This is a genomic window from Micromonospora sp. ZG13 (assembly GCF_059359355.1).
The window spans coordinates 70,188-86,371 of record NZ_JCADBQ010000023.1 but is presented as its reverse complement, the minus strand read 5'-3'; the positions used below and the strand labels follow the sequence as shown (position 1 = coordinate 86,371).

14 protein-coding genes are annotated in these 16,184 nt (G+C 74.2%); 5 read left to right on the top strand and 9 right to left on the bottom strand.

The genetic code is table 11. From position 1 onward, the window contains the following. On the top strand, positions 1-899 hold an 899-nt coding region (locus AC5L34_RS28465; protein WP_441178052.1), incomplete at its 5' end, for a glycosyltransferase family 4 protein. Between the two features lie 203 nt (positions 900-1,102). After that, positions 1,103-1,912, top strand: coding sequence for a metal-dependent hydrolase (locus AC5L34_RS28460; protein ID WP_101411499.1), 810 nt, complete (start codon positions 1,103-1,105; stop codon positions 1,910-1,912). Positions 1,913-1,929: 17 nt separating this feature from the next. On the opposite strand, the gene AC5L34_RS28455 is transcribed toward AC5L34_RS28460, so the two are convergent. The 3 genes from AC5L34_RS28455 to AC5L34_RS28445 form a co-directional block, all read right to left on the bottom strand. Beyond that, on the bottom strand, positions 1,930-3,513 hold the full coding sequence (locus AC5L34_RS28455; RefSeq protein ID WP_441178051.1) for an aminoglycoside phosphotransferase family protein: 1,584 nt from the start codon (positions 3,511-3,513) through the stop codon (positions 1,930-1,932). 61 nt (positions 3,514-3,574) lie between these two features. Further along, positions 3,575-4,168 carry a nucleotidyltransferase family protein gene (locus tag AC5L34_RS28450; protein ID WP_088999460.1) on the bottom strand — a complete coding sequence of 198 codons (594 nt, stop codon included), beginning with the start codon at positions 4,166-4,168 and terminating at the stop codon, positions 3,575-3,577. 145 nt (positions 4,169-4,313) lie between these two features. Further along, complete coding sequence (locus tag AC5L34_RS28445; protein ID WP_494827753.1) at positions 4,314-5,132, bottom strand: NAD(P)H-binding protein; 819 nt, start codon at positions 5,130-5,132, stop codon at positions 4,314-4,316. A gap of 81 nt (positions 5,133-5,213) precedes the next feature. Between AC5L34_RS28445 and AC5L34_RS28440 the strand changes: the two genes are divergently transcribed. Further along, complete coding sequence (locus tag AC5L34_RS28440; RefSeq protein WP_357719929.1) at positions 5,214-5,627, top strand: winged helix-turn-helix transcriptional regulator; 414 nt, start codon at positions 5,214-5,216, stop codon at positions 5,625-5,627. A 51-nt stretch (positions 5,628-5,678) separates the two neighbouring features. On the opposite strand, the gene AC5L34_RS28435 is transcribed toward AC5L34_RS28440, so the two are convergent. Next, positions 5,679-7,382 (bottom strand): bifunctional 3'-5' exonuclease/DNA polymerase, encoded by a 1,704-nt coding sequence (locus tag AC5L34_RS28435; RefSeq protein WP_494827752.1) that lies wholly within the window; start codon positions 7,380-7,382, stop codon positions 5,679-5,681. A gap of 119 nt (positions 7,383-7,501) precedes the next feature. Here AC5L34_RS28435 and AC5L34_RS28430 point away from each other — a divergent pair, with 119 nt between their 5' ends. Both AC5L34_RS28430 and AC5L34_RS28425 read left to right on the top strand, forming a co-directional pair. After that, positions 7,502-9,406 (top strand): ABC transporter transmembrane domain-containing protein, encoded by a 1,905-nt coding sequence (locus AC5L34_RS28430; protein WP_494827751.1) that lies wholly within the window; start codon positions 7,502-7,504, stop codon positions 9,404-9,406. Then, the gene (locus AC5L34_RS28425; RefSeq protein WP_494827750.1) at positions 9,403-11,133 is read left to right on the top strand and encodes an ABC transporter ATP-binding protein; all 1,731 of its coding nucleotides are present in this window, start codon (positions 9,403-9,405) and stop codon (positions 11,131-11,133) included. The genes AC5L34_RS28430 and AC5L34_RS28425 overlap by 4 nt, the downstream gene beginning before the upstream one ends. Before the next feature lie 11 nt (positions 11,134-11,144). On the opposite strand, the gene AC5L34_RS28420 is transcribed toward AC5L34_RS28425, so the two are convergent. The 5 genes from AC5L34_RS28420 to AC5L34_RS28400 are packed head-to-tail and all read right to left on the bottom strand — an operon-like array spanning position 11,145 to position 16,170. Continuing rightward, a complete protein-coding gene (locus AC5L34_RS28420; RefSeq protein ID WP_425692089.1) occupies positions 11,145-12,071 on the bottom strand; it encodes a carbohydrate ABC transporter permease in 927 nt (308 codons plus the stop codon). Next, the gene (locus AC5L34_RS28415; protein WP_088999454.1) at positions 12,071-12,979 is read right to left on the bottom strand and encodes a carbohydrate ABC transporter permease; all 909 of its coding nucleotides are present in this window, start codon (positions 12,977-12,979) and stop codon (positions 12,071-12,073) included. Before AC5L34_RS28415 ends, AC5L34_RS28420 begins: the two co-directional genes overlap by 1 nt. Before the next feature lie 20 nt (positions 12,980-12,999). Beyond that, positions 13,000-14,436, bottom strand: a complete 1,437-nt coding sequence (ngcE, locus tag AC5L34_RS28410) for an N-acetylglucosamine/diacetylchitobiose ABC transporter substrate-binding protein (protein ID WP_366642712.1) — start codon at positions 14,434-14,436, stop codon at positions 13,000-13,002. Between the two features lie 25 nt (positions 14,437-14,461). Beyond that, positions 14,462-15,211, bottom strand: a complete 750-nt coding sequence (locus tag AC5L34_RS28405) for a sugar isomerase domain-containing protein (RefSeq protein ID WP_494827747.1) — start codon at positions 15,209-15,211, stop codon at positions 14,462-14,464. Beyond that, positions 15,208-16,170 (bottom strand): MurR/RpiR family transcriptional regulator, encoded by a 963-nt coding sequence (locus AC5L34_RS28400; RefSeq protein WP_441178045.1) that lies wholly within the window; start codon positions 16,168-16,170, stop codon positions 15,208-15,210. Before AC5L34_RS28400 ends, AC5L34_RS28405 begins: the two co-directional genes overlap by 4 nt. Positions 16,171-16,184 lie beyond the last annotated feature (14 nt).

Sequence of the window (16,184 nt, the reverse complement as noted above, 5' to 3'; positions counted from 1 at the left end):
CCACCGAGGCCGGCCGGCACCAGGGCTGGCTGCCGGAGGAGATGAACCGCACCATCCACGGCGTCGAGCACTGGCTGAGCAACGCCTCCGTCCGGGTGATCGCCTGCTCCGGCTACATGCGCGACCAGGTCACCACGCTCTTCGACGTGCCGTCCGGGCAGATCGACGTGGTGCCCAACGGGGTCGACGACCGGGCCTGGCGGGCCCGGCCGGGGGCGGTCACCGCCGCCCGGGCCCGCTTCGCCGGGGACGGCCCGCTCGTCGGGTACGCCGGCCGGCTGGTCTACGAGAAGGGCGTGCAGCACCTGGTGCACGCCGTGCCGTACCTGCGCGAGCGGCACCCCGGGCTGCGGGTGGTCATCGCGGGCGACGGCCCCTACCGCTCCGAGCTGGAGGAGGAGACCCGACGCCTCGCGCTCTCCCAGACCGTACGCTTCGCGGGTTTCCTGGACTCGACCCGGCTGCCCGCGCTGCTCGGCGCGACCGACGCGACCGTGGTGCCCAGCCTCTACGAGCCGTTCGGGATGGTCGCCCTGGAGGCCGCGGCGGCCGGCGCGCCGCTGGCCGTGGCCCGCACCGGCGGCCTCGCCGAGATCGTCGAGCCGGGCGTGACCGGGGTGACGTTCCCGCACAGCGACCCGGACGCCCTCGGCGAGGCGGTCGACCAGCTCCTCGGCGACGAGGTCTTCGCGCGGCGGGTGGCCCGGCAGGCGCGCACCATGGTCGGCCGGCGGTACGGCTGGGCGACCATCGCCGCCCGGACCGCCGGCACGTACGCGACGGCCGGCCGGGAGCACGGCCCGACGCAGGCCCGGCGCGCCGCCGCCCGGCTCGGCGAGACCCGCCGGACGATCACCATCCCCGAGGGGAATCTGCTCGCCGTCGGTGCCGCCCGCTGAGGAGCCCCCTCCCGTCGGGTGGCCGACAGACCGGCCCGCGACCGCCGCCCGGCACGGCATACTTCCTGCCGGTACGCCCAGCGTCACCCATCCCCTCCCGGCACTGTCCCAGGTGGACCGTCCGGGTGATGCCCCTGCGCCGCACCGGCGAACTACAGTGGCGTAGTTTTGGCGCTCAAGATCCCTGGGGAGGGTGAGCCGACATGATGGGACCGTCCCACGCGCTGTCCGGCGCGGCGGTGTGGCTGACCGGATCCTGGGCGCTGCAACAGTTCGCCGACTACCACCAGTCGCCGCTGGAACTCGCCGTCGGCACCGCCGTCTGCGCGGGCGGGGCGCTCTTCCCCGACCTGGACCTGTCCGGCAAGGTGACCCGCAACCAGGGCGGGGCGACCGTCGCCCGCACCTTCGGCGTGTTCTCGCTCTTCATCGCCGAGGTGATGGAGAAGGTCTCGCTCGGGGTCTACTACGCCACGAAGCTCAGCAAGGACCCGCGCCGCAACAACGGCCACCGCACCCTGACCCACACCATCCCGTTCACCCTGCTGGTCGGCTGGGGCACCACCACGCTCTGCGCCGCGTACGGCAAGTGGGCCGTCATCGGCATCCTCTTCTTCATGTTCGGGCTGGCGCTGCGCGGTCTGTTCGACAAGTGGGCCGAGCGCGCCGGCTGGGTCATCGTCACCCTCGCCTCGGCCGCCGCCGCCTGGTACACCTTCGCCAACCTGCCCGGCGGCCGGGGCTACCCGCTGATCGGCACCGCCGTGGGGGTGGGCTGCTTCGTGCACATCCTCGGCGACATGATCACCCGGGCCGGGGTGCCCATCCTCTGGCCCATCCCGATCAAGCGTCGGATGTGGACGCCGATCGGGCTGCCGAACAAGATCGCCCTGCGCGCCGGCGGCAAGACCGAGGTGGTGGTCGTCCGGACCGTACTGACCGCGATCTCGGTGCTAGCGGCGGCCGGGCTGGTCGCCCCGTCGGTGCTGCAACGCTTCAACATCGACGTCTGACGGCTCTCCCCCGTCCATCAGTCCCACGGCTCGGCGGCCCAGCGGGCCAGCAACTCCAGCACGGGTCGGCGGCCCGCCATCATCTCCGCCTCGTCGCGGGCGTCGTAGGTGCCGCTGATGGCGGACCGGCCCAGCCGACCGAGCATCATCGGCGCCAGCCAGAAGTACTTCGCCGCCCCGGTGAGCCGGACGGCACGGGCCACCTCCCCCGACGCGACGGCGCCGCGCAGCCCCTCGGCGTACCGGTCGAGCACGGTGGCGGCCACCTCGTCGAGCAGCGCGACGTCGACCAGCCCGTCGAGGAACGTGTCCAGCACCAGGTTGGCCGCGTCCTCGCCGAGGGGCCCCGGGCCGACGCCGGACCAGTCCAGCAGCACCGGGCCGTCGGCGGCGAACACCAGGTTCATCGGCCAGCAGTCGTGGTGGCAGAGCGTACGCGGCAGCCGGTCGGTGGCTGCCAGCACGTCGTGCCGCCGCTCCCACAGCACCCGCAGCGCGTCGCGCAGGGGGCGCGGCCAGGCGGCGACGGCGACCGGGTGCTCCCACGGCACCGGCGCGGCCACCGGGCGGCTCAGCGTGTAGTCACGCAACCAGTCGCGCGCCAACCAGCCCGGCGGGCGACCGTCGGGCGCCAGTTCCCGCGCCTCGGGGTCGCCGAGCCACCGGGCGTGCCCGGCGCCGAGCCGGACGGCCACCTCGCCGAGGTCGGCGGGCGTGCAGGCGATGCCCGGCCGACCGGCCACCTCGGGCAGCCACAGCGCGACCGAGCCGTCCGGCCGGTCCTCGACCGCCAGCGCCGCCGGCGCGGCCAGCCCGGCGTCGGCGTACGCGGCGGCGGCCAGCCCGCTGCGGTACGCCTCGACCTCGCGGCGCCAGTAGTTCCAGTGCCCCGGCTCGTCGCTGCCGGCCCAGTGCGCCGGCCCGGGGCGCCCGGGCGGGGTGACCAGCTTCAGAATCGCCGGCCGCCCGTCGCGGCGGGTACGCCAGATGCCGCCGGTCACCCCGTTGAGGATGTTGTGGGTGAGCTGCTCGGCCAGCACGTCAGCGGGGACGAGGTCGGTCGCCGGGCGGGACCCGGTCACCGGGTCCTCGCGATCGCCAGGGCTCTGCTGCGGAGACGTGACCGGGGCGGGCGGATCGCTGCCGCTGTACCGGGCCAGCCGTCCGGTCACCGCCCGCGCCCCGCGCACGACGCTCGCGTAGGCCACGACGGGGCAGAGCACGAACACCGTCGTGAGCAACCAGCCCAGCGCCGCGCTGGCGACGGTCGCCCCGGTGGCCGCCGCGATGCCGGCGGCGTACAGCCCGAGGAGCAGTGCGGCCGTGCCGCAGGCGGCCAGCGTGCGGGCGGACGCACCACGGCGGGCGAGGGTGGCCTCGGCGATCGCGACCGCCGGCGCAACCGCCAGCGGCACCAGGACGGCACCCAGGAGGGCGGCGCCCAGCACCATGACCGGGCCGGCCAGCGGCCCGCCCTGGTCGGAGCCGGGAGTGAACAGGGCGAACGTGAACAGCGCCAGATACCCGAGGAGCCCTTCGGCGACGCACATCAGCCAGGCGACGCCCGTCCCGGTTGCGTGCCGGACCATCGTGGCGACCATCGAGCCTCCCCCGCCGCCCGGCCGACGCTAGCGGAGGGGGGCCAGCCGCTGTGGGGGCGGGTCAGACGCCGACGCGCTGGGGCGGGACGGTCAGCCCGTAGAGCGCCATCAGCTCCGGGGTGTCGACCCGGCTGCCGTCGGCCACCGAGTCGCAGGAGATGTCGACGATCTGATCCTTGTGCGCCAGCAGGTAGGGCCGGGCGCCGACGTCCGCGCTGGCCAGGGTGGCGATGCCGGACCAGTGCCGGCGTCCGAACAGCATCGGGTAGCCGCGCAGCCCGTCGTAGGTCGCGCAGACCAGCACGTCGGGGTACGGCAGCGCGACCACCCGGCGTACGGCGGCGGCGGTCAGGCCGGGCATGTCGACCGGCACCACCACGACCGCCTCGATGCCGTCGTCGTCGAGCGCGGCCAGGCCGGCCCGGATGGACGAGCCGACGCCGGTCCCCCACGCCCTGTTGATCACCACCGTGGTCCGGCTCAGGTCCGCCGTCTCGCGGACCTGGTCGGCGGCGGCGCCGAGCACGACCACGATCCGCTCGCAGCCCGCCTCGGTCATCGTGTCGATCATCTGGTTCACCAGGGGCTTCTCCCCCTGGTGCAGCAGGGCCTCCGGGCCGCCGATGCGGCGCCCCCCACCCGCGGCGATGATCATTCCTGCGATCCGGTTCAGCTGGGCCCCCTCCACCGTGGAGCGGGCCGTGGCACGAGGGCACGGCCCGCTCCGTCGTACGGACATCGGGAGCAACGAGGACAAGGCGGACCGGGTAGCGGGGCGAAAAGGGAAAATAGTGCAACTGTTACCGGGGCTGAACCTGACCGGCGGCGGCGACCGCCAGCGGCATCGGGTCGCGGGGCGGGCGCGCCAGCAGGCACGCCAGGTCGCCGTGGGTCCGTCCGAGGAAGCCGCCCGCCGTGGCGGAGTAGATCGACATGAGCATGGCCGGCTGGAAGGGCAGCAGGCCCGCGCCCGACAGCGCGGCGCGCCGGACGCCCAGCGGCTCCGGGCGGTAGGGCACCCCCAGTTCGGCGGCGAGACCCGCGGCGGTGAGCGCGACCGGCCCGGTCAGCTCGTACGTGCGGCCGTGGTGCGCGGCGGGGTCGGCGGCCACCCGCACGGCGGCGTCGGCCAGGTCCTGCCGGGCCACCGCCGCCAGCGCTCCCGCGCCGAACGGGGCCGTGACCGCGCCGCCGACCGGGGCGGCCAACTGCCCGAACAGCTCGGCGTAGAGCCCGTTGCGCAGGATCGTCCAGCCCAGGCGACTCCCCCTGAGCCGACGCTCGGTCCACCGGTGCGCGAGCGCGAAGGCCAGGTGGTCGCCGGCGCCGATCAGGCTCGTGTAGACCACGTGCCGCACCCCGTGCCGCTCGGCAGCCGCGATCGCCCGCTCGTGGCGGGCGAGGACGACGTCGTCCTCGCCGTAGCCGGCGGAGACCAGCACCAGCACGCGTACGCCCGCCAGGTCCGGCCCCGCCGGGTCGTCGAAGTCCACGCGACGCCCGGCGTCGCCGAAGCGGCCGGGCGTACGGGTGCCGGCGAGCGGGGCGAGCCCCCGCTCGACCAGCCCGGCGTGGATGAGGGAACCCAGGTGCCCGGAGGCACCGGTGACCAGCAGCATGTGGCGAGCCTTTCGGTGGTACCGAATCGGAACTAGCCTCATCGTCGGGAACCACGGACGCGGTCACAAGGAGGCACTTCGATGTCGGCAGGGCACACGGCGGTAACCGACGCGCTGGCGCCCTGCGGCCTGCCCGAGCACCCCGACTGCGGGATCCGCGACGTGCTCGACCGCATCGGCGACAAGTGGTCGGTGCTCGCGATCGTCGAGCTCTCCTCGGGCGTCCGGCGGTTCCGGGAGCTGCAACGGGCCATCCACGGCATCTCGCAGCGGATGCTGACCCTGACCCTGCGCCGGCTGGAACGCGACGGGCTGGTGCTGCGCACCGCGTACCCGACCGTCCCGGTGACCGTCACCTACGAGCTGACCGAGCGCGGGCGGAGCCTCACGCACCTGGTCAGGCAGTTGGCGGACTGGTCGCTGGCGCACAAGGACGCCATCGCGCAGTCGCGGCACGCGTGGGACGCCGCCAACCCCGACTCCGGCGTCTCCTGACCCGGCAGGTGCCTGCCCACGCAGACGGTGGCGGGTGGGCGACGCGCCCCGTCAGGCCGCGTCGGCGTAGCAGTCGACGACAGACAGGTCCAGCGGGAAGCGGACCGGGGTGTCGCCGAAGAGCAGCGCCGTGGCCTGCTCCCCGCACCGGGCGACGGCGTCGGCGACCGCGTCGGCCCGCTCCGCCGGGCAGTGCACGACCACCTCGTCGTGCTGGAAGAAGACCAGCTCGGCACCGGCACCGGCGAGCTGACCGCGCAACGTCGCCAGCAGGGTCGAGGCCCACTCGGCGGCGGTGGCCTGGATGACGAAGTTGCGGGTGAACCGCCCCCGGGACCGGGCCGCCCGGGACCGCGGCGACTGCGGGTCGTCGCCGCCGACGGGCAGGTCGGCGTCGGGATCGCCGAACCCGGCCGTGCCGGGCGGGCAGGTGCGCCCGAGCCAGGAACGCACCAGGCCGCCGGCCTCCCCGGTGCGGGCGGCCGCCTCCACGTAGCCGAAGGCCGTCGGGTAGCTGCGCCGCAGCACCGCCAGCGCCGGCACCGCGGCACCGCCGGTCTGCCCGTACATGGCGCCCAGCAGCGCCACCTTGGCCCGTGGACGGTCGCCGTCGAAGGCGTCCTGGGCGAGGGCGGCGTAGAGGTCACCGGCGCCACCGGCGGCGGCGAGCCGGGCGTCACCCGAGACCGCGGCGAGCACCCTCGGCTCCAGCTGGCCGGCGTCGGCGACCACGAACCGCCAGCCCGGATCGGCGACCACCGCCCGCCGGATCACCTTGGGGATCTGCAACGCGCCGCCGCCCCGGGTCGCCCAGCGGCCGGAGACCACTCCGCCCGGGACGTACTCCGGCTGGAACCGGCCGTCGCGCACCCAGGCGTCGCGCCAGGCCCAGCCGTGCGCCGTCCAGATCCGGTAGAGCTCCTTGTATTCCAGGACCAGCGGCACCGCCGGGTGGTCCACCCCGCGCAGCACCCAGGCCCGGGTGTTGGGCAGCTCCACGCCGGCCCGGGCGAACGCCCGCAACAGCTCCGCCGGGGAGTCGGCGTGCAGTTGGCGTACGCCGAACGCGTCGGCGATCCGCGCGGCCAGCTCGGCCAGCCGGCGCGGCGGGCCGCCCACCGGCGACGGCTCGCCGAGCAGTTCGGCGAGGATCTCGTCGTGCACGTCGACCCGCCAGGGCAGCCCGGCCGCCCCCATCTCCGCCGCGACGAGCGCGCCGGCCGACTCCGCGGCGACCAGCAGGCGGAACCGGCCGGGGTGCTCGGTCACGGCGATCCGGGCGAGCTGGTCGGCGTACACCTTGGTCAGGGCCTCGACGCCGGGGCCCGGCGGGCCGGGCAGGGCGTCGAAGAGCGCGCCCTGGCCGTGCCCGGGCGGCGCGGCCGGGCGCGGCGGCGGATCGGCCGGCACCGGCGCGCCGGTCAGCCGGGCCCAGGCCGCCGCGAACGAGCGGGGCTCGCCCCAGCGGCCGGCGTGCCCGAGCAGCAGGGCCTCGGTCAGCTCGACGTCGTGGCAGCGCTCGACCCGCACCCCGGCGCGCAGCAGGGCCGGGTAGAGCGTCGCGCCGCAGGCCCACACCCAACGCGGCCGTTCCGCCGCCTCGCACGCCGCGACGGCGGCGGCCAGGTCGGTGACCGGCCGCACCGGGCCGGCGGGCAGCCCGGCGGCGTCGAGGGGTTGCAGCGCTCCCCCGCCCCGCTCGTCCGAGACCACCGCCACCAGCACGGATGCGATTCTGCCTCGCCCCTGCGACACTTCACCCGCCGCCGTCCCCCGGGCCGAGCGGGTCGGCCGCGACCGCCGGACGAGACGTCGGCGGGCGGTTCGGCGGAAACGGGGCGGTGCGGCGGTGCCCGGCTCGTTAGCGTAGGCCGGTGCCACCACGGATCCCCCATCCCGAGCCCGGCACTCCGGACGTCCGGGGCCCGTTGCGGTACCTGTGGTGGCTGGTCCGCTGCCAGCCGTGGCGGGTGCTGCGCGGCAGCCTGTTCGGCACGGCCTGGATGACCGCCCTGTCGGTCCGGCCCTACCTGATCTCCCGCGCCGTGGACGACGGACTGCGCACCGGCGACACCCGGGCTCTGGCCCTGTGGGTGGCGGCGATCGTCGTCGCCGGCGTGGCGCTGTCCTGGCTGGGCATCATGCGGCACCGCACGATGACCTTCATCCGGGAGGACGCGAAGGCGCGCTCCGCCGCCGTGGTGCTCCGCCAGCTGTCCCGGGTCGGCGCCGTACTGCCGCGCCGGGCCGCGGCGGGCGAGGTGGCCACGGTCGGCGGCACCGACATCGACCGGGCGGCACAGGTGATGACGGTGACCGGGCCCGGCGTCGGCGCGGTGGTCGCGTACCTCGTCGTCGCCGTCGTGCTCTGGTCGATCTCGCCCCTGCTCGCGCTCTGCGTGCTGGTGGGCGTGCCGTCGGTCGTCCTGGTCGTCGCTCCCCTGCTGCGCCGGTTGGAACGGGCGGAGTCGGTCTACCGGCAGCAGCAGGGTGAGCTGACCGCCCGGTCGGGCGACATCGTGGCCGGGCTGCGGGTGCTCGCCGGGGTGGGCGGCCGGGGCCTGTTCGCCCGCCGGTACGCGGCCCGCTCCCGCGACCTGCTCGTCGAGGGATACCGGGTCGGCGCCGTGAACAGCTGGATCGACGCGGCGACGGTGGCCGTCCCCGGGCTGTTCCTCGCTGCGGTGGTGTGGCTGTCAGCCCGGATGACGGTCACCGGCGACATCAGCGTCGGGGAGCTGGTCGCCGTCTACGGCTACGTCGCGACACTCGTCGTGCCGGTCTGGTTCCTGCTGGAGGGCGGCCACCAGCTGATCCGGGGCCGGGTCGCGGCCCGCCGGATCGTCGCCCTGCTCGCCGTCACGCCGGACGACGTCGGCGGGCCGCGCGACACACCCACCCGCGCCGGCGTGGCGACGGTTCCCGGCAGCCGGCAGCCGGCCAGCCCCACCCCGGTACCGGCCCCCGGCGGCCCCGCCACCCCGCTCACGGCCCCCGGCAACCCCGCCATCCCGGTCCCGGCCCCCGGCAACCCCGCCATCCCGGTCCCGGCCCCCGCTGGCCCGCTCGCGGCCCCCGGCGGCCCCGCCGACCTGCACGACCGGTCGAGCGGGCTGACCGTCCGGGCCGGCCGCCTCACCGCTCTCGCCGCCGCCGACCCGGCCGACGCCCTCGCGCTGGCGGACCGGCTCGGCCGGTACACCGTCAGCGACGCCACCTGGGGCGGCGTGCCGCTGACCGGCGTCGGGCTGGAGCAGGTGCGGGCCCGCATCCTGGTCGCCGACCACGACGCGTACCTGTTCGCCGGGACACTGTGGGAGGTGCTGCGCGGGACCCGGCCCGACGGTGACCGCGAGCGGATCGCCTCCGCCCTGCACGCCGCGTCGGCCGAGGACGTCGTCGACGCCCTGCCGCGCGGGCTCGACACCCCGCTGGACACCCGCGCCCGCTCCCTCTCCGGCGGGCAGCGGCAACGGATCCGGCTGGCCCGGGCGTTGCTCGCCGAACCGGAGGTGCTGATCCTCGTCGAGCCGACCTCGGCGGTGGACGCGCACACCGAAGCGCGGATCGCCGAGCGGCTGCGCCGCGCGCGGGCCGGACGGACGACCCTCGTGCTCACCACCTCACCGCTGCTGCTGGGGCGGGCCGACGAGGTCGCGCACCTGGTCGCGGGGCGGGTCGCCGCCACCGGCACCCACGCCGACCTGCTCGACCGGGACCCGGACTACCGGCGGCTCGTGGCCCGTGGCGACGCCGACGCCGAGCAGGCGCTGCGGTGAGCGGGCTGCAGGTCGCCGACCGGGCCACCGTGCGCCGGGCGACGCGCCGGCTGATCGCCCGGGACCGGCGCGCCGTCGCGGTCGTGCTGGCGCTGCACGCCACCGCCACGGTCGCCGGGCTCGCCCCGCCGTGGCTGCTCGGCACCATCGTCGACCGGGTGTCCGCCGGAGCCGGCGTCGCCACCGTCGACCGGCTCGCCCTGGCGATCGGCGGGGCCGTGCTGGTCCAGACGCTGCTGTCGCGGTACGCGCGGTACGCCGGCCACCGCTTCGGCGAGCGCGCCGTGGCCCGGCTGCGCGAGGAGTTCGTCGAGCGCACACTGAACCTGCCCGTCGGCGTCGTCGAGCGCGCCGGCTCCGGGGACCTGGCGACCCGCAGCTCGGTCGACGTGGCGACGGTCGGCACCACCGTCCGGGACGTGGTGCCCACCATCGTCATCGCCTCGGTGCAGCTGACGCTGCTGTTCGGCGCGGTGTTCCTGCTGCACCCGCTGCTCGGGCTGGCCGCGCTCGCCGGGCTGCCGACGATCGCGCTGGTGACCCGGTGGTACCTGCGGCGCGCCAGCCCGGCGTACCTGGCCGAGGGGGCCGCCGCCGCCGAGCTGACCGAGACGCTGACGACCACCGCGGAGGGCGCCCGTACGGTCGAGGCGTTGCGCCTCGCCGACGAACGGATCGGGCACGGCACCGCGCGCATCGCCCGGGTCTGGCGTGCCCGGCGGGCGACCCTGGCGCTGCGCACCGTGTTCTTCACCGTGGTGGAGGCCAGCTACCCGCTGCCCGTGGCCGCGCTGCTGCTGGTCGGTGGGCTCCTGCTCACCCGGGGCGAGGTGTCCCTCGGCGCGGTGGTCACCGCCACGCTCTATCTGCAGCAGGCGATCGAGCCGCTGGACCGGATCCTCCAGTGGACGGAGCAGGCGCAGCGCGGCTTCGCCTCGTTCGCCCGGGTGCTCGGCGTCGGCCAGGTGCCGCCGGAGCGGCCCGGCGGGGCCGCCGCGCCGGTGGACGAGCGGCTGGTCGTCCGGGGAGCCCGGTTCGCGTACGGCGGCGGACCCGACGTGCTGCACGGCATCGACCTCGAGGTGCGGCCCGGCGAGCGGTTGGCGCTCGTCGGGCCGTCAGGGGCCGGGAAGTCCACCCTGGCGCGGCTGCTCGCCGGGATCGACACGCCCCGGGAGGGGGTCGTCAGCGTCGGCGGCTGCCCCGTGACCGACCTGGACCCGGCCGAGCGCCGGCGGCGCATCGCCCTGGTCACCCAGGAGCACCACGTCTTCATCGGCTCGCTACGCGACAACCTCGCGTTCGCCGCCCCGGACGCCTCCGACGACCGGATGCGCGCGGCGCTGGCCACGGTCGGCGCCGACTGGTACGCCCGCCTGCCCGACGGCCTCGACACCCTCCTCGGCGACGGGGCGCACCAGCTCGGGGCGGCCGAGGCCCAGCAACTCGCGCTGGCCCGGCTGGTGCTCGCCGACCCGCACACGCTGATCCTCGACGAGGCGACCGCCGCTCTCGACCCGACCACCGCCCGGCGCACCGAGCGGGCCCTGGCCGCCCTGCTCACCGGGCGGACCGTCATCGCGATCGCGCACCGCCTCAACACCGCCCACGACGCCGACCGGGTGGCGGTGCTGGAGGGGGGCCGGATCACCGAGCTCGGCAGTCACGACGAGCTGGTCCGGGCCGACGGCCCGTACGCCGCCCTGTGGCGTTCCTGGCACCCCTGACCCGCCCGGATCTACTTCACCGCGCCGGAGGTGAGACCGGACTGGATCTGGCGCTGGAAGATCGCGTACACGACGATCATCGGGAGGATGGCGATGGTCAGGGCGGCGAAGAGGCCGGACCAGTCCGCCTCGTAGCCGGCGTTCACCGAGATGTCCGCGATGCCCTGGGTGAGCACCCACTTGTCCTTGGCGTTGGAGAGCAGCACGAGCGGCAGCTGGTACTGCCCCCACTGGCCGATGATGTTGAAGATCCCGACGCTGATCAGGCCCGGCTTCGCCATCGGCATCATCACCTGGAAGAAGAGCCGGGTGTGCGAGCAGCCGTCGATCATCCCCGCCTCGGCGACCGACGACGGCAGCGTCTTGAAGAACGCGGCCAGGAAGAACACCGTGAACGGCAGCGAGTAGGCGATGTAGACCAGCACCACCCCGGTGTGGGTGTCCAGCAGCCCCAGGTTCTTCACCACGAAGAAGAGCGGTACGAGGGCCAGGAAGACCGGGAACGCCAGCCCCGAGACGAACAGGTAGTAGATCGCCCGGTTGCCCCAGAACTTGTAGCGCGCCAGCACGTACGCGGCCATCGAGCCGAGCAGCATGGTGCCGAAGGTGCTGCACGCCACCACGATCACGCTGTTGAGGAAGTAGCGCCCCACGTTCGCCTTGGTCCACGCCCGGGCGTAGTTCTCGAACCGCAGCTCCGCCGGCATGGTCCACGGGCTGCTGAAGATCTCCGTGGTGTTCTTGAACGAGGCGAGGAAGGTCCAGAGGATCGGCACGATCACGATCACCGCCCAGACCGCGAGCGCCACGTGCCCGAGGTTGGCGAGGAGCCGTACCTCCCGTCGGCCCCTGCCTCCGCGCCCACCCGCGGCGCCCGGCTTCACGGTCTTCGGCGGTAGCGCCGCCGGTGTCGGCGGCAGCGTCGTCTGCGGGTTCATCAGTACTCCACGCTTTCCCGCTTGGTCAGCCGCAGCGTCAACGCCGCGAACGTGAGGGTGAGGAAGAACAGCGCCACGCCCATGGCCGAGGCGTAGCCGTACTTCGAGTAGACGAAGGCGTTGCGGTAGATCTCCATCGCCAGGACGGTGGTGGCGCCGTCAGGGCCGCCGCCGTCCACCGAGAGCACCGAGACGATGGCGAACGCGTCGAACGCGGCGATGCCCAGGTAGACCCAGGCGACCTGGAGGGTGTCCCAGAGCAGCGGCAGGGTGACCCGGAAGAAGAGCGTCACCCGGTTCGCCCCGTCCACCTCGGCGGCCTCGTAGATCTCGCCGGGGATGGAGGCCATGCCCGCCGAGAAGAGCACCACGTAGAAGCCCACCGCCTGCCAGACCAGCACGCCGATGATCGACCAGAGCGCCAGGTTCGGCCGGACCAGGAAGAGCACCGGGTCGAAGCCGAGCTTCATCAGCACGCCGTTGATCAGGCCGGACTCGTTGGGCCGGTAGACCATCTGGAACAGCACCGCGATGATGGCCACCGCCAGGACCTGGGGGAAGAAGAACACCACCCGGTAGAACTTCGACCCCCAGACCCCCTGGCGTTGCCCACCGCTGCTCTTGCCGCCCACGTTGAGCAGGAACGAGAAGAACAGCGCGATGGCGATGGTGATCAGCGGCAGGGCAAGCAGCAGTACGCCGTGGTGCTGGACCGCCTTCCAGAAGTTGTCGTCGTCGAACAACCTCCGGAAGTTGTCGAAGCCCACCCACTGCGGGGCCGAGAGCCCTCGCCAGTTGGTCATCGAGATCTGGAACGCCTGCGCGTACGGCGCGATGACGAAGACCACGTACAGCGTGACCGGGACGAAGAGGAACCCGATCACGAACGGATACTTGCCGTGCCGCATGACCCCTACGCTCCGATCGATCAGCGCTTGAACTTGGTGATGGAGCTGTCCTTCTTGATCGCGTCGGCGCGCTTCTGGATGCGCTCCGCGAAGGCGTCGGCCTTGATCCGGCCGAACATCAGCTCGTTGGTGGCCGTGCGGACCTCCGTGTCGAGCTCCTTGTACCAGCCGTCGAAGTAGATGTTGAACACGTCCTGCCCGGCGGCCTTGAGCGCGGCCTGCGAGCTGGCCACGCCGGGCGGGAAGGCGAAGCCCTCCGAGCCGGCGGTGACCACGGTCGGGGCCTTGACCACCTCGGTGAAGCCCTTCGCGCCGGCCACCGAGAGCATCTGGCGCATGTACTCCAGGCCGCCCTTGGGGTTCTTGCTCTTGGCCGAGACGAAGTAGCCCTCGCCTGCGGTCGCCCGCAGCGCCGTCGCCGGCAGCTTGTCCGACGCGGACAGGCTCGGCACCGGCATGAGCTGGTACTCGAAGCCGGACGGGGTGTCCTTCTTCTGCTCGCCCTCCAGCCAGTCGCCGCTGGGGTAGAACGCCAGCTTGTACTGGTTCTGCCGCAGCTGCACGTCGGTGTGCTTGAGCCCCTCGAAGCTCTTGTCGACGTACTTGGCGCCGATCTCGGCCCACGCCTCGGCGGCCTGCTTGACCGCGTCCTGCTGCCAGGCGCCGTCCTCCAGGTTGTCGATGTTCTTCAGCACGTCCGTGCCGCCGATCTTCGCCGCGTGGGTGAGGATCACGTTCCACTGGTAGTACGCGGCGTTCGCCCCGGCGTAGCCGTACGGGGTAATGCCCTTGGCCTTGATCTTGTCGAGCAGGGCGGTGAACTCCGACCAGTCCTTCGCCGGCGCCCAGCCGTTGTCCTTGAACAGCTTGCCCGAGTACCAGATGCCGAAGACGGTGGAGACGTAGTACAGGACGTACGGCTTGCCGTTGAAGGATCCGACGTCGACGGTGCCCGGCACCACGGTGTCGCGGACCTTCTTGTTCGGGTCGTCGACCGAGGGGGCGTCCCACAGCTCGGTGAGGTCCTGAAGCTGGCCGTCGGCGACCAGGGCGCCGAAGTCCATCAGCTTCTCGCCGGAGTTGTTCACGAACTCCGGCGGGTTGCCCGAGGCGAACCGCGGCTGGAGCACCGTGGACACGGCCTGGGTCGACTGGTGCTTGACCTCGGCCTTCGGGAACGCCTTCTTGTACAGCGGCTGGTGCACGTCGGTGGCGTACTTCTCGCCGTAGCCACCGTTGAAGATGACCACCTCGATGGGGGCGTCCTCGGCGACGCCGAGCGGGTTGGTGGCGCTCTTGGTGCCGCCCGCGACCTGCTCGTTCTTCTCGTCGCCGCCGCTGGTCGCGCAGGCGCTCAGCAGGCCGGCGGCCGGGGTGGCGAGCAGGCCCACCGCGGCGGCCCGACGCAGCACGGTCCGGCGGCTCAGGTCGGCCGGGTTGTCGGGGGTAATCGACATCGTCGTCTCTCCTTGTGTGTTCGGGTCAGGCGGTGCGCCGGAGGCGCCCGGCGTACCGCGACTCGAGGGCGTGGTTGTGCTCGTCCCCGCCGGGGACGTTGGCGGAGAGGTAGATAGGGGGTACCTCCCCGGCCTGGTGGAACCGTCGTACGACCTCGGCGGTCAGCAGCTGCGCCAGCAGCGCCGCGGTGACCGAGGAGACCGCACAGACCGCGCCGCCGCCCTCGAGCGGCAGCAGTGCGTCGCCGTACGGCGCGCCGTTGTCCAGCACGACGTCGGCGAGGTCGGCGAGGCGCCGGCCGGACGGGTGCCGTGGGGCGACCCGTGCGGTGTGCGCGACCGAGGTGACCGCGATCAGCGGGTGGCCGCGTCCGGTGACCAGCGTCGCCAGCTCGACCACCGAGCCGTTGATGCCGGACTGGGACGCCACCACGAACACGTCGCGTGGTTGCGGGGCCGCCAGCGCGTAGAGCTGGTGGGCGACGGCGGGATCGCGCTCCAGCTTGGGGTCGGCGAGCACGTCGCGCGGGGCGTCGCCGTGCAGCACCAGGTCGTGCAGGGAGAGCCGGTTGGTGGGCACCAGCCCGCCGGCCCGGGCGACCAGTTCCGCGGCGAACGCCTCGGAGTGGCCGGCGCCGAACGCCTGGAGCACCCCGCCGGCGCGCAGGCTGGTGGTGATCAGGTCGGCGGCGGCGCCGATCCCGTCGGCGCTGGCGTCGACGAGCCGGTCGAGCACCGGGCGGACGGCGTCGGCGTACCCCTGTGCACTGATCATGCGGTGGCCCCCTTCGCGGCCTTGTGCCCGTCGACGGCCTGGGCGGTACGCCGGAAGGCCGCGTGGGCGCGGTCGTGGGTGCGCTGGGCGACGGCGATGTAGAGCAGGTCGAGCACGACCAGCTGCGGGTGCCGGGCGGAGAGCGCGTCGGGGCGGAAGGTGGTGGCCTGGCTGGCGGTGAGCAGCACGATGTCGGCCAGCTCGGCCAGCGGCGAGCGGGGGAACCCGGTCAGCGCCACGGTGGTCGCGCCCCGGCTGCCGGCCTCGGCGAGCATCTCGATGGTCTCCCGGGTCTGGCCGGTGTGCGAGATGCCGAGCGCCACGTCGCCCTGGCGCAGCAGGGCCGCGCTGGCGAGGCCCTCGTGCACGTCGTTCCAGGCCCAGGCCGCCACCCCGATGCGGTGCAGGCTGAACTGCATCTCCTCGCCGACCAGGGCGCTGCCGCTGGCCCCGAAGATGTTCACCCGGGACGCCCCGGCGATGGCGACGGCGGCCCGTTCGACCTCGGCGAGGTCGAGCAGCGCGGCGGTGTCGTGCATGGCGCGGGTGTCGGCGGCCATGATCTGGTCGAGCACCCGGGCGAGGGGGTCGCTCGGCTGGATCTCGCGTCCGATGTCGACGGTCCAGCCGGCGGAGCGGGCCCGGCCGGTCTCGGCGGCGATGCCGAGTCGCAGGTCGGCGTAGCCGTCGAAGCCCATCGCCCGGCAGAAGCGGGTGATCGTCGCCGGGGAGGTGCCGCTGCGCTCGGCCAGCTCCACGATGGTCGCCCTGGCGGCGGCCTCCGGGTCGCTGAGCACGTGCTCGGCGACGCGGCGCAGTGCCCCCGTCAGCTCGCCCGCGCCGGCCCGGACCCGGGCCAGCACGCCGTCGGAGCCGACCCCGAGCGCCCCCCGCCGGTCGACCGCGCCGGCGTCGACCACCGCGGTCCCCGCGGAGGTGTCCACCTCGTGATCAACCATGGGGCACCTTTCGG

Excerpts from the sequence above, each read along its gene's own strand:
- AC5L34_RS28460 (WP_101411499.1), top strand. The coding sequence starts at position 1,103 with ATGATGGGACCGTCCCACGCGCTGTCCGGCGCGGCGGTGTGGCTGACC.
- AC5L34_RS28455 (WP_441178051.1), bottom strand. The coding sequence starts at position 3,513 with ATGGTCGCCACGATGGTCCGGCACGCAACCGGGACGGGCGTCGCCTGG.
- AC5L34_RS28450 (WP_088999460.1), bottom strand. The coding sequence starts at position 4,168 with ATGATCATCGCCGCGGGTGGGGGGCGCCGCATCGGCGGCCCGGAGGCC.
- AC5L34_RS28445 (WP_494827753.1), bottom strand. The coding sequence starts at position 5,132 with ATGCTGCTGGTCACCGGTGCCTCCGGGCACCTGGGTTCCCTCATCCAC.
- AC5L34_RS28440 (WP_357719929.1), top strand. The coding sequence starts at position 5,214 with ATGTCGGCAGGGCACACGGCGGTAACCGACGCGCTGGCGCCCTGCGGC.
- AC5L34_RS28420 (WP_425692089.1), bottom strand. The coding sequence starts at position 12,071 with ATGAACCCGCAGACGACGCTGCCGCCGACACCGGCGGCGCTACCGCCG.
- AC5L34_RS28415 (WP_088999454.1), bottom strand. The coding sequence starts at position 12,979 with ATGCGGCACGGCAAGTATCCGTTCGTGATCGGGTTCCTCTTCGTCCCG.
- ngcE (WP_366642712.1), bottom strand. The coding sequence starts at position 14,436 with ATGTCGATTACCCCCGACAACCCGGCCGACCTGAGCCGCCGGACCGTG.
- AC5L34_RS28405 (WP_494827747.1), bottom strand. The coding sequence starts at position 15,211 with ATGATCAGTGCACAGGGGTACGCCGACGCCGTCCGCCCGGTGCTCGAC.
- AC5L34_RS28400 (WP_441178045.1), bottom strand. The coding sequence starts at position 16,170 with ATGGTTGATCACGAGGTGGACACCTCCGCGGGGACCGCGGTGGTCGAC.